Below are 13,866 nucleotides of genomic sequence, written 5' to 3'. Positions count from 1 at the left end.
GCGGATAAAGGCAGCGGAGGAATTGGTTTATGTTAAGTGAAGATTGGTTTTGGAATACTGATGCCGCCTTTATTACTTGGTGTATCTTCCTTATCATCGGAACAATCTTATTCCTCTTCGGACTTTATGTTTTCCTCTTTAGAAAGGATAACAGAAACAGGATCGTAATCGCAGCTGCATCAGAGTTTGCAGCGTACTGGCTTATGTTTATCCCGTTTGAGTTCTGCAGGGAATTCGATGGAAATGACCTGCTTCTTCATTCGATACACAGTGCGCTGATAGCATTCCTGAAGTCATTTACAAAGTATCTGGGTGATGGATATGAAGGGGTTTACTTTCCCGGACATCCCTATTTCTCAATGTTTTATGGCGGAATGCATGCATTGGTCAATATCGTTATGCTCCTGTTTATGGCAGGTTTCATTATTAAGTTCTTCGACGGTCCTATCAACAGGATCAAGTTATTAACAAACAAGAACAAGTATCTTTATGTTTTTTCCGAATATAACGATAAGACTGCGTCTATAGCAAAGACGCTTCCCAAAGATAAACCGGGAAACGTTATTTTTGCAGGTTCTGAGGATGAACTGTCGGAGGAAAAGAAACATAAGATAGAGGAATTAGGCGCGATCGTTATATATGAAGAGTTGAAGTTGATAATAAGAAAATACAAAAAAAATGCGAAAGGCATCGAGGTCTTTTTGTTTGATGACATAGAGCAGAACAACCTGAGCGATCTCGGAAATATTACGGATGAGATGACTAACACTCCAGTAATCTCAAAGATATACGTCGAGATCAATAAGACTCCCAGTGATGTATACAATGAATATCTGGTCCATTACGACATTGAAAACACCAAAAAGAATGCAAGAACCGTTATCAATTTTGTGCGTGAAGAAGAGACATATGTATACAATAACCTGCTTCATAATTCGATATTCAAAAATGCTCACACAAATGAGTCAGGTGATAAAGAAATCAAGATACTTATCGTCGGTGTTAACGACAGGAATATCGAGTTTCTGAAGACCGTACTGTTCCTTTCACAGATGCCGGGTTTCAGAGCAACGATCGTTGTTGTTGATGATGAAGACAGGCCTGATCTCATCCGTACCATAATCCCTGAGATAAAGGATGAGGTTGATGTTAAGGGCGATGCCATCTATAAATACATCTACTGTGGCGGTGTGTCGATCAATTCGATTAAGTTTGAAGAATTGATCAGGGATACTCATCAGGATTTCACGTTTGCTTATGTCAATGTCGGTACTGATCTTATCAATATTAATACTGCGTTGAAGGTTAATTCAATATGCAAGAGACTCGAAAGACAGGACGGTTATAAGATACAGGTAAGTGTTTCTGATTCTTCTGTTTGTGAACAGTGGGATGAAAAGATGCTCGACGGTATCCAGGTTACAGGCGAGATAAGTGAAGTCTACAGTTACCCGTTTATTACCATGTCTGATATCGAACGGTTGAGTAAGAAGATCCACGAAGTCAGGCAGGCTGATAAGGTTGCCGAGACTAAGGAAGACGCCGTTAAAGCACAGGAGACGGCCAGAGTTGCACTGGAAAGATATGAGAGCCTTCAGAAACAGAAGGGAAAGAGCAAAAAAGAAATAGAGGCGGCGAAGAAAGAGTCGGAGGAAGCAGCGGCTGCGGCGGCTGAGGCTCAGAAAAAAGCTGACAATGCCCATGAGACACCATGGGAAGATTATTATAACAACGAGTATAACCGTCATTCGGTCTATGCCAGAACATTAAGCTTCAGACACAAAGTCAGATATATACTTGAGCAGGGTCTTGAGCCGTCTGTTTCAAGCCAGATAGACCCGTGGCTTATATATGAGCATATGAGATGGAATATGTACACAAGATCACAGGGTTATGTCAGACCAAACGAGCATCTGGAAAAGGTGCTTAAGGATCTGAATGAAAAGATCAGAAAAGAGGCTGACAAAAAAGTCGAGAAAGAATTAAAGAGACAAAGGCAACTGATACGTTCAACTGCAAAGGTCCATGAGGATCTTGTCCATTTTGATGAGCTTCCGCCGAAAGTAAAGAAACAGGATAGGCTTAAGCTAACAAAGGAGATTGTTGAAGCATTTGAGAAAGAACCTTTGGAATAACAGGTGAGGTGATGGAACATTATGGTTCTTGTAGAGTTTTTTGAGAAGGATTCAGTTGAAAACATCTGCTCCAGTCTTACTAATGCTGCAGATATTGTTTATATGGTTGGAAGCAACATAAAGATAATGCGAGCTTTTGCTGAGCGTTATAAAACTGTATTTGACGGAAGAGGCATTCACATCGAAATAAGATTAATGTCTTACAATAAAAACAGTATCGAGAGTATTATCAATGTCCTTACGGGGATCATTGAAGAGAATGAAGAGGTCACATTTGATCTGACCGGCGGGGACGATCTCTCCCTTGTAGCTGCCGGAATGGTATATGAACGTTATAAATCCCGCAATATCCAGATGCACCGCTTTAATCTTCTTCCGAAGACTATCATTGATGTCGATATGGACGGCGAGACAATAGTTTCAGGAGACACACCGCAACTGACTGTCGATGAACTCATCAAGATCTACGGAGGAGATGTAATCTATGATGAGGTAAGGGATAATACCACTTACCGTTGGGATATGAATGAAGAGTTCAAGCAAGACATCAGAACGATGTGGAGTATTTGCAGCGAAAACACCGGTTTGTGGAACACACAGACGACATTGTTGGCTTATGCTGAGAAAACGAATGGTGATGAAGATCTGCTGACGGTTTCTGTTCAGACTAGTGTGCTTAACAGTATCGTTGCGCATAATAACGGAGGCTATTGCCGTATCACAGTGGCCTTTTTCCATGAACTGTTGAAGGCAGGCCTTCTTACCTCCTACACAATAAACAACGATGTTTTCTCTGTTACATATAAAAACCACCAGGTCAAATACTGTCTGACCATGGCAGGCCTGATACTTGAGATGAAAGTCTTTCTTACCGCACTTGAATTAAAGGAGAAGGACGGAAAGCCTGTCTATAATGACGTCATGAACGGTGTGATCATTGATTGGGACGGCAATATTCACCCGGATCACGAGGAATATGATACGGAAAACGAGATAGATGTCATTATAATGCACGGAATGGTTCCAATATTTGTTTCCTGTAAGAACGGATATATCGAGAAGGAAGAACTATATAAGCTCAATGCCGTTGCTGAACGTTTTGGCGGAAAATATGCGAAGAAGGTACTTGTCGCCAGTGCGCTCGAAGACAATGATTACGGCAATTACATAAGACAGCGTGCTCAGGATATGGGTATAAGGATTGTCGAAGGACAGAGCAAAGGCAGTAAATATAAGGATCTGACCTATCTTTCAGATGATGAATGGAATAAGATCGTCAGGTCACTTTGGCTGAATTAGTGAAAAGATTTGATAGGATCTATTTCAATATCACAAAATGTTGAATAATCCAGCAATTGCTTGTGCAATATGCACAAGCAATTGCTTTTTGTCCCATAAATTCATTGTTAGTTTATATAACTTCTATTATTCGAATGCTATAATATCAAAATCAAACTTCTTTGCGTTTGGTTATTATTCTTTATTTTCAGGAGGACATTATTATGGCAAACATGGCAGCAAAGGTTACTGCGGCTTTTTTCGATTCCAAGGGAATTCGTTATGATCTCGTCGGTGATGACAGCGAGGCTATCCTGACAGGTTTTGGTCTTGACAATCTTGAAGGCGTAAGATTCCTTATCGTATTCGATAAGAGTGAGGAAGCAGTAGCTATCAGAACAAGAGATTTCGCTAAGTTCCCCGAGGCTAAGAAGGCTGATATGTTCAAGTTGGTCAATGAGCTTAACAGAAAGTTCAGATGGGTTAAGTTCATCGTTGATGAAGAAGAATGCACCATCGCTGCTGAAGACGATGCTGTTATCCAGCTCGATTCATGCGGAGAGGAAGTATTCCGTTGCTGCTGCCAGCTTGCAGATATAGTTGACGAATCTTATCCGATCATCATGAAAGCTATCTATGCTTAATTAAAATCTTAAATTTGTAGAGTGAGATTATATGGCTAGTAACAAAGTTTTTGATTATGTCGTTAAGTTGACTGAGACATCCTTCGGTAAAGATGGACTGACCGAGTTGGATTATATCTTCGGTTATGCAAAACTGGTCCTGATGAACAGGGAGGTTTTGGAGACACTTTTTACTGAAGAGGCTGATCGTGCAGATATCGACAAGGTGCGTTCTTTATTCACGCTTAAGAAACTCGATCCCGAACTCATAAAGACCGGTCTGCCGCTCTTGCGTGCGGGAAGAGACAAATCTGAAGAGGAAAAGGACGTTCTCGCATTTTTGGAAAGTGAGAAATCAGCTTCTGATGCTCTTGCAAAACTTTTGACCGTGGATATTCCCGAACTCAGGGTTATGAAGCAGGGTAACAGCATAGATGATGTGTTAAGCCTTGCCAAGCCTGCTCAGAAGAGCGAAGCTCCAAAAGAAAAGGAGCCGGATAAGAAGAGCGAGGAAGCTAAAGCGAAAAAAGCTGCAAAGAAAGCCGGCAAAGACATTGCTACAGCCTTAAAAGGAGATAAAGATTCTGAAGCGGATTCTTCTATCTCTGAAGAAACGGAACCAGTCGAGAGGATCGGTTTTGATGAACTTGTCAAAAAGACAAGCCATCTCTATGAATGCTTAAAACGTAAGATCTTCGGCCAGGATGAAGCCATTAGATTATTTGCTAATGGCTTCTTCCAAAGCCAGATCTTTAATGGCGAAGATGAAGGCCGTAAAGGTCCGAGCGCCACATTCCTTTTTGCCGGCCCTCCGGGTGTCGGTAAGACTTTCCTTGCATCTTCAGTAGCAGACATCCTGGAAATGCCATATCTCCGTTTGGACATGAGTGAATTTTCCAAAGAAGATTCAGTCCAGAGATTAATGGGTGTCCCTAAGACTTATAAGGCACCTAAGCCAGGAGATCTTACTGAATTTGTCAGGGTCAACCCGAAGTCCATCATCCTTCTTGACGAGATCGAGAAGGCCCATATAGATGTAATCTATCAGTTTTTACAGGTGCTTGACGGTGGTATCCTCACAGATGAGTGCACGATGAAGCCCGTCAATTTTAAGAAGGTAATCCTTATCTTTACCACCAATGTCGGTAAGAAGTTATATGAGGATACTTCTATCAAGAATCTTTCCTCAACTCCGCGTTCTGTTGTCATGAAAGAAATCGAGGAGGAAGTTGATGAGAGAGGAAGAAAGGCATTCCCTTCAGCTATCTGTTCCAGATTTGCATCCGGAAATGTCGTTATGTTCAATAGACTTGCCGCACACAATTTTATTGACATCATTAATAAGAAATTCAACGAGATCGCAGGACTCGTTAAAAATACATACGGTTATGATATGCAGATCGATAATAGAGTCGCTCCGCTTCTTTTGTTCTCGCAGAGTTCACGTATGGATGCCCGCAATATGTCAAGTCAGAGCACCATTCTGATCAAGAATGAACTCCATGAATTGGGACGTCACGCGTTGAGCCGTGATAATGCGCTGAACAACTTAAAGAAGATCAATATGAATGTAGATCTGGAGAATGAGTCTGCAGACATAAAGAGATTGTTTGTAAATGAAGAGACGGCTCAGGTTTTGTATATCGGCGATCCTGCCGAGATAAAGCGTGTTCCTTCAAGTAAGAAGTTTAAGATCGTAAATACGGACAAGGATCATGTTCTTGAAGATATAGCAAAGAAGGATATCTCGTTTGTCCTCATCAATATGAAGTATGACAGTTCAGATAATGAAAAGGGATATCTGAGCCTTGATGATGTTAAGAATGAAGCTGTCATCTCTTTTGAACTTGTTTCCAAGAAGATCCCTAACATGCCTATTTATATGGCTTATAAGGACGAACTCAGAACTGAGGATGTAGATGTCTTCCTTGAAAGAGGCGTAAGAGCATTCATTAAATGGAATGACGATGCCGAGTTGGCAGATGAACTTGCTCAGATCTCTGACATGGTCTACATGCAGGCACGCGTGGATGAATTATCCAGCAGGGGAAGAGTTCTCTCGTATAACACTGCGCAGCAGTTGAAAGGTGATGAAGCAAATATCAACTTCTACGACTTCAAGATCGAAGTTGCTGCCGATGCAGAGGAGAACAAACTGCTGTTATCTGATGGTGAGCGTCCTGAAGAGAGATTTGCTGATGTTATCGGTGCCGATCTGGCAAAGGAAGAACTTGCCAAGTTTGTGGATTATTTGAAGAACCCTAAGAAGTTCCTGGCGCGCAGTGTTAAGGTTCCTAACGGTATCCTGCTCTATGGTCCTCCGGGAACAGGTAAGACCATGCTCGCACGTGCTATGGCAGGTGAGAGCGATGTTGCATTTATTCAGACAAGTGCTACTGATTTTATGAATAAATGGTATGGCGAAAGTGAAGCCAGTGTCAGAAAACTGTTTACTGTTGCCAAGAAATTTGCTCCGAGCGTCATCTTTATCGATGAGATCGATGCTATCGGTAAAAAGAGAACCGGCAGCGGACAGTCAGCTGCTTCAGAAAGCGTACTGAACACCTTGCTTACTCAGATGCAGGGATTTAAAACAGATCCTACCAGACCCGTATTTGTCATGGCAGCGACGAACTATGGTGTCGATGAAAACTCAGGTATCGGAGAAGGACTGGATCCTGCATTGCTCAGAAGATTCGATAACCAGATCCTTGTTGATCTTCCTGAGGAGAAGGACAGAGAGAAGTATCTGAATATCCTGCTTAAGAAGATCAAGGATAAGTCCGTATCACCTAAGACTGTTCATAACGTTGCTCAGCGTACTACAGGAGAAAGCCTTGCAACGATTAAGAATATTGTTGAAAGAGCATTGCGCAAATCTAACGGCGGTGAGCTGACGGATGATATTCTTCTCAATGCTTATGAAGAGTATATGTTTGGTGAAAAGAAGGAATGGAGTCAGGACTACTATGATTCTGTCGCAATACATGAATCCGGTCATGCATATATAAGCTTCCTGTCAGGCGAGAAGCCGAGCTTCGTCACTATCGTATCCAGAGGTGATTTTGGCGGCTATATGCAGCATCAGAATCCTGAGAAGACACCTTCTTATACCAAGGAAGATCTTATTTGGCATATCAGGACTGCTTTGGCAGGACGTGCTGCTGAGATCGTATTCTTCGGAGAAGAAAAGGGTATTAACACTGGTATATCAGGTGATATCAAGTCTGCAACAGGAACTGCATTCAGGATGCTCTATTCCTATGCCATGTCTGAAAACAGTATGGCTTATATCCCTTACGACAGACTTATTTCTTCGCAGATGGGTGATGATGCCATAAATAAGGTAAATGAGCTTCTTGAACAGGAAATGAAGAACACCATCGAACTCATTACCAAAGGCAAGAAGCACGTTAAGAAGCTTGCTGATTACCTGGCAAAGCACAATCAGGCTACTGAAGAAAAGATATGTGAAGTGTTTAAGGACGTGAAGTAATCGAATACTCTCTATTTTGTATCATTAGTATATAGATTTAGGAGCAGGTCGAACAAATAAGGTAGTTTTATGGTTTCGGGAATATCATCTTTTCGATGATATTCCTTTTTAAGTATGACGGGCATGTCCCGAACCTCAGGTGAAAGTCCTGAGGGGCGTAGTTGCCGACGAACCTTAAAGCGACTTGCAAGGTTTGTACCGTGAGGTGCAGGCGAGAAGAAGCAATAGCGAAACCGTGGCTTGACGGACAGAAACCTGATATTAAGGCGTGTTGAGCGGATGAGATGGCTTGAGACATCAAAGTCCTAAAGGCAACCGTAACCTCAATGCGTAAATCAGGCGAGTAAACGGGGAAAGGTTCGGGGCTTATCCCGTGAGGTCTCACAGACGGAGCACGATCCGTAGTAACAACGAACTGTGAGAAGTCAGCAGAAGCCATAGTACCGATGAATCGGGAAGGGCGGAACAATTTAACCGTGCGACGCAAATGTATGTCCTGAGGATATGCCCGACAGTGGTAGGATGAAACGTATATGAAATCTGAACACACAACATAAGGCTGAGTCCGAGGGAGCGGAAAGGAGAAGAGCACACAAGGCAATGTCGGAACTGCTCGATAAAATCTTACACAAGGACAATATGAACGAAGCCTACAAAAGGGTCTGTGCCAATAAGGGTGCGGGCGGAGTTGACGGTGTCAGTACAGAGGAACTTGGTGAGTATATCAAGGCAAATTGGCCTACGATAAAAGAGCAGATACTACGAAGGGAATACAAGCCTCAACCCGTCAGACGAGTAGAAATACCAAAACCTAATGGCGGAAAGAGAAAACTTGGAATCCCTACAGCAATGGACAGAGTAATCCAGCAGGCAATAGTACAAGTGATAGGACCGATATGTGACCCGCATTTCTCAGAGTTCAGTTATGGTTTCCGTCCGAACAGAAGCTGTGAAATGGCAATAAGAAAAGTCCTTGAATACCTAAATGAGGACTACACGTGGATTGTGGATATAGACTTGGAGAAATTCTTTGACAACGTACCACAAGACAGACTAATGAGCTACGTTCACATACTGATTAACGATGGAGACACGGAATCTCTGATACGCAAATATCTCAAGGCAGGTGTAATGACCCCGGAAGGATACGAGCAAACAGAAATGGGAACACCGCAGGGCGGCAACCTCTCACCATTACTTAGCAACATAATGCTGAATGAACTGGACAAAGAACTTGAAAACAGAGGACTGCACTTCGCAAGATATGCTGACGACTGCATAATCGCAGTAAAGAGCGAAGCAAGTGCAAAGCGTGTGATGTACTCCATCACGTCCTGGATAGAAAGGAAACTCGGACTCAAGGTCAACGCAGAAAAGACTAAGATTGTCAGACCGACGAAAGTCAAATACCTCGGGTTCGGATTCTACAAAGACCCAAAGACACTTGAATGGAAAGCAAGACCACACCAAGACTCTGTCGCCAAGTTCAAACGCAGACTCAAAGCCTTGACGCAAAGAAAGAATTCAATGAGATTAGGATTGAGAATTGAGAAGATTAACCAAGTAACGAGAGGTTGGATAAACTACTTTGCATTAGGGGATATGAAGTCAACAATATCTGACATTGACGCACATTTAAGGACAAGGATTAGAACCATTATCTGGAAACAATGGAAGGTGCCGAGCAAGAGACAATGGGGACTCCAAAAACTCGGAGTATCCAAAGACTTAGCAAGACTGACATCGTATTGTGGAGACAGATACCAATGGGTCGTGACCAAGACTTGCGTATCACGGGCAATCTCAAAAGAGGTGCTTGGCAGGGCAGGTCTTATCAGTTGCCTTGATTACTACAATGAGCGCCACGCTTTGAAGTTAAGTTGAACCGCCGTATGCCGAACGGCACGTACGGTGGTGTGAGAGGGGGATTAAATTCCCCCTACTCGATTACATTAAAAAAAGGAAAGAATAATTGTGATAAGGCTATTTCAAAACAATTCTGAAGGTGGAGAAATTGAAAAGAAGGATCAAAACCAGCCGAATGAATCTTATTCTAGAATTGAATATTTCGGTTCATATAGATATTACCACCTTTCATGGATTGAATTGGATTATAAAGATTCCCGACATTTGCTGTTGTGTAATAACATTATTGAGTATCTTCCATTCCATGAAAAGTATGCAAGTGTCAATTGGGAAACGTGTTCTGTTAGAGAGTGGTTGAATAAAGTTTTTTTCTTTCATGCCTTTAATGAAAGTGAGCGAAGATATATCATCGGTGATAAGAGTGATGAAAACGATTGTGAATATATTGATAATGTATTTCTCTTATCATCAGAGGAAGCTCATAGATATTTTGATAAGTGCAGAATACGTATAGATGGTCCTGCTCCGTATCTTGTTCCAAAGCATATTGGAAAATATATTGGCCTGCGAAGACGAGATGTGTGGTTGCTTAGAACAAATGCGGCCAAAGGAAACAATTCTTTTGAAATATCTAACGTTATAGATTCAGGTGAGATTCATATGGTAAATGATCAAGGAAGAAACCTTAATGTAAACTGTGAAGCAGGAATAAGACCTGCGTTATGGATTAGTGATAGATATTTTTTTTAGAGGAATTGATTTATGGACTTGATACAACTGTTGGAAAAGATATCTGTACTAAATAAAGATAACTCCCGACACTTCACCAACACGGAAAGACTGGATGTTATAGCTTCGTTGCTTTGGGATAGCGGCTACAGACGACTTAATGCAGATGGTTTGTTTAATCTGTATTCAAGGCAACCTGTGGACTATTATCGCAACAGGAAAGTTGTTGTGGTATCTACTCATGTTGACTGCGAAAGAACAATAACACGGTGTTTCTCAAGACGCGAGGAGAATGGTCTTCTTAAGGGAACATATGATAATGCTATTACCAACGCGGCAATCCTGTCGTTAATGCTCTCTGAGTCGCTTCCGGATAATGTGCTTGTTGCATTTACAGGTGATGAAGAGGAAGAATCGGAGGGCGCGCTTCAATTAGCAAGGTTCTTAAGACAAAACAGTATAGAAGTTTTTCATTTGTTTGTTCTCGATGTTACAGATGAGGGCTGGAGTGATGTGCGATCAGAAAGTGCATCTTTTACTATCGAAAATGATTTTTGGGATGAATACTATGGCGAGAAGATAGTTTCAAATGCAATAAAAAGCGGACACAACTGGAAATTTGTTCCCGGGGATCCTTCTGATGTACCTTCTTATGTTCCAGTAGCGAACTTGATAAGGAAAGAAGCGGCTGAAGATGAATCGTGGGATTACGATGAAAAAGATATTGATTGTTGCAGTTTTTGTCTTCCGGTCAAAGGAGAGATGCATAGCAATGTCGGGGTGTTCGCATGGGAGTCTTCATTTGAAGACTATACAGAAGTTTTGAATGATGTTCTTAATCTGATCGCCGGAGTTTAGCTGAAAGTGTGAAATCTGCTCAGCCCATCGATTCTGGGGGTGTCAATTAAGCACTCCATTTGAACCCAACGTGTAGCCGTTTATTGTTGTATCATGAGCCATTTTGCCGTCGGAATAGAAAAAGTACCATTTGCCATTTATTTGTTGCCATTTTGTGAGCATCTTTCCGGTTGGGCCAAAATAGTACCAATCCTCGCCGTCTTTAAACCATTCATCTTGCAACATTTCGCCCGTTGAGATCAAATAGTACCAATTATCATCTAATTTTTGCCAGCCAGTAAGCATTATGCCTTCAGAATTAAAGTAGTACCATTTTCCGTCTATAAGAATCCACTCAGTCGCCATAGCACCTGAAGAACGGAAGTAGTATTTATTATTGTCAATCTCGTGCCAACCGGTAATTACGGCACCTGATTCATCAAAGTAATACAAATAGTCTTCTATTTTTTTCCATCCGATAGTTTTAGTGTATGTAACTGGATCTATGTAATACTTTCCGGTGTCCTGAATCCATCCTGACATGCTTATATTGTTATGATAATAGTGATCAGTACCATCTTCGTGTATCCAACCGTTTTTTGGAGCTGCAAAGTTCTTGGAGTACGTTTTCTCGTATCTGGTAATATGGTTTATGGATTCGCATGCACATACGGATAATGAAGAGAGAACAAGAATTAACGCCAATGTAACGACTTCGAAGTTCTTTTTCATTTGTTTCTCCTCAACAGTATGATTAATTCCATATTCAAGTTTAGAATAGCATTAATTGATTAATTGATGAATAATAATAAGTAAAATGAAAATGAATGAAAAAGTGATTTTTAATGCGGGGAGGAAAAACTATGGCATATAAGAAATGTGAGCGATGCGGTAATCTTGCCTACTGTAACTCGGAAGGCTATTGTGAAGCCTGCGAATCATATAGACGTGCAAGCGGATACGGAGCTTCAAGAGTTGAACGCTCAAAATGTACCAAATGCGGAAAAATCAAGGATGACTGCAATTCTAAAGGAATATGTGAAGACTGCAGGAGGTACTACGGCATTTGATTATTGCTCATTTATTCTGAGTTTACAATTTAGCTGCTTCACGCAATAGAATGTCTTATTATACGCAGTGCCGTTTCTGTGATTATCAACCAAATGACTATAGCGACAATTGCGCTTATGACCTGTCCGCTTATTCCCTCTATGATCGCCAGATATATCCAAAGGCAGATTGCGTTTGTTCCGGTTGATTGAAGCATTTTCCCAACTAGCGTTATAGAAATTCTCCATAAAAGAGCTTTACCGAAAGATATCCTTCCGACAATAGCCAATATCAATGCAGAGAGAATACATATAACAATAAGAGCAACAATCCCAATAACACTTGATAATATCTGCCCAAGCTTGTCAGCAAGATTAGATGATACTTGGGATATTATATAAGAGAAAATGAACGCGACGAATGGGGCAGTGAATATTGTTATGATCATTTCTTTTATTCTATAGCCGACACCATTCATGAGGTCTTCCCGTTCATGATAGTCCCCGCCCGGAACTCTTAAGAATATTATTGAAAATAATCTTACAACCGCAGGTTGAACAGTTGCCATTACAGCAAGCTTAACGAAGTCAAAAATAACATCTGTTGAAGTTTTGAATGGAACTGCTTTTTGATATTTCATAACCTTGCAGATAATGCTGGTAATAAGCTTGGAAAAAGGAAGAGTTTGCATTAGCTCACCGAATGCATCGGAAAATTTCGAATCAGTTACGATCAGTTCCTTGAATCCAATTACGAATAAGACGATAACAATAACTGCGAGCAGTTTTGACCACATCTTATCTAAAATCTTCGACACCGAATTTCTCCCTTCAACAAGCAGGATAATATGTTAATGATTATTTGATTACAACTCCGTATGTATCATCACAACCAATGGTCTTCATGGCAGGTGATGAGTACAGAACTTTGCTTATGTCACCGGTAGTATCAAATGACCAGCATGGAGTATATTCAGCATAGAAAAGTCCATTTTGAGTGTTGGTGATCCCCTCTCTGGTCAATCGTCCACTGTTATTAGCTGCAACTTCTTCCAATACTTCTAGACAGACGCAAGTAAGTCCTCTGTATGTTTCACCATTCTTATATAATCCTTTAATGTTGGAATCTAAGTCAAAGGACTGAAGATCCTCGCTGAAAAATACGTGCTGATTCTCCCAGAACAGATTAAGATCCCCATATGAGAAATAGCTTCTTCCCATAAAGAAGCAGTATGGTGTATGACCGTGTAATATGCATGCGTGATTGTTTGTCAATTCCTCTTCAGTAGGCCAGTTATGCCAGCGTGACCTTTGCGAGTATAGTCCGTTTCTTGACCATATGATCTGTCTTAATGGGGCATCAAAACAGACAGTGTCATCTTCCAGTTTATATGCGAATACTTCTTTGTCAGGCTGTGAGTTGATATCTTCATTGATAACTTTGAAAATTTTATGAAGCATTCCGGCATGAGCGATGTAATAATTCATTTGCTTTTGGCGGATGACTATTATATCAGGCTGGTTTGGAAGCGGGTATTCGGGTCCCAATTCGCGCTCGTGGTTGCCGCGTATCAAATGAAACCCCGGTTTTTGATAGTCGTCTGAATAATAATTTGAGATATATGCAAGAAGATTTCGGACATTGCCTCCGGCATTATAATCGCCGACAAAAAAGACATGATCTTTTTCAGGGTCAAAGAGAATATTATTCATCAAGGCTTCCAGAGTTTTCCATTCACCGTGTATATCTCCGACTACAAAATGAAGACCGTCAGAATATTGCGTTCTTAGATTTGTTATATTGCTGTTATCGCAGGATATGATATTTGATAGCATCGGACTGCTCCTGAGTT

The 13,866-nt window shown here is 41.2% G+C and carries 11 protein-coding genes; 8 read left to right on the top strand and 3 right to left on the bottom strand.

Annotated elements, in window-relative coordinates; genetic code table 11:
- Positions 1-29: 29 nt before the first annotated feature.
- The 7 genes from BO18_RS15745 (at position 30) to BO18_RS15715 (ending at position 10,985) form a co-directional block, all read left to right on the top strand.
- Entirely contained in the window at positions 30-2,135 is a 2,106-nt protein-coding gene (locus BO18_RS15745) for a hypothetical protein (RefSeq protein WP_034447848.1), read from the top strand.
- Positions 2,136-2,156: 21 nt separating this feature from the next.
- Positions 2,157-3,434 (top strand): Card1-like endonuclease domain-containing protein, encoded by a 1,278-nt coding sequence (locus BO18_RS15740; RefSeq protein ID WP_034447846.1) that lies wholly within the window; start codon positions 2,157-2,159, stop codon positions 3,432-3,434.
- Between the two features lie 203 nt (positions 3,435-3,637).
- Entirely contained in the window at positions 3,638-4,057 is a 420-nt protein-coding gene (locus BO18_RS15735; protein WP_034447845.1) for a YbjN domain-containing protein, read from the top strand.
- A 31-nt stretch (positions 4,058-4,088) separates the two neighbouring features.
- Positions 4,089-7,532: an AAA family ATPase gene (locus tag BO18_RS32920; protein WP_051688822.1), complete on the top strand. Its 3,444-nt coding sequence runs from the start codon at positions 4,089-4,091 to the stop codon at positions 7,530-7,532.
- 600 nt (positions 7,533-8,132) lie between these two features.
- Positions 8,133-9,416 (top strand): group II intron reverse transcriptase/maturase, encoded by a 1,284-nt coding sequence (gene ltrA, locus BO18_RS15725; RefSeq protein WP_034447843.1) that lies wholly within the window; start codon positions 8,133-8,135, stop codon positions 9,414-9,416.
- Between the two features lie 90 nt (positions 9,417-9,506).
- Positions 9,507-10,148 (top strand): DUF6273 domain-containing protein, encoded by a 642-nt coding sequence (locus BO18_RS15720; protein WP_034447841.1) that lies wholly within the window; start codon positions 9,507-9,509, stop codon positions 10,146-10,148.
- 12 nt (positions 10,149-10,160) lie between these two features.
- Positions 10,161-10,985: a hypothetical protein gene (locus tag BO18_RS15715; RefSeq protein ID WP_034447839.1), complete on the top strand. Its 825-nt coding sequence runs from the start codon at positions 10,161-10,163 to the stop codon at positions 10,983-10,985.
- 42 nt (positions 10,986-11,027) lie between these two features.
- Here BO18_RS15715 and BO18_RS15710 read toward each other — a convergent pair whose 3' ends face one another.
- Positions 11,028-11,696 (bottom strand): N-acetylmuramoyl-L-alanine amidase family protein, encoded by a 669-nt coding sequence (locus tag BO18_RS15710; protein WP_051688821.1) that lies wholly within the window; start codon positions 11,694-11,696, stop codon positions 11,028-11,030.
- Between the two features lie 131 nt (positions 11,697-11,827).
- On the opposite strand from BO18_RS15710, the gene BO18_RS15705 reads away from it, so the two are divergent.
- Positions 11,828-12,034 (top strand): hypothetical protein, encoded by a 207-nt coding sequence (locus tag BO18_RS15705; RefSeq protein WP_034447838.1) that lies wholly within the window; start codon positions 11,828-11,830, stop codon positions 12,032-12,034.
- A gap of 38 nt (positions 12,035-12,072) precedes the next feature.
- Here the strand turns inward: BO18_RS15705 and BO18_RS15700 are convergent, their stop codons facing one another.
- On the bottom strand, positions 12,073-12,831 hold the full coding sequence (locus tag BO18_RS15700) for a hypothetical protein (RefSeq protein ID WP_034447836.1): 759 nt from the start codon (positions 12,829-12,831) through the stop codon (positions 12,073-12,075).
- Positions 12,832-12,871: 40 nt separating this feature from the next.
- Positions 12,872-13,849 carry a metallophosphoesterase gene (locus BO18_RS15695; RefSeq protein WP_034447834.1) on the bottom strand — a complete coding sequence of 326 codons (978 nt, stop codon included), beginning with the start codon at positions 13,847-13,849 and terminating at the stop codon, positions 12,872-12,874.
- Positions 13,850-13,866: the final 17 nt, after the last annotated feature.

It is taken from the genome of Butyrivibrio sp. AE2032, from assembly GCF_000702965.1.
The sequence above is the reverse complement of the archived record's forward strand: the minus strand, read 5'-3'. Positions and strand labels throughout refer to the sequence as shown.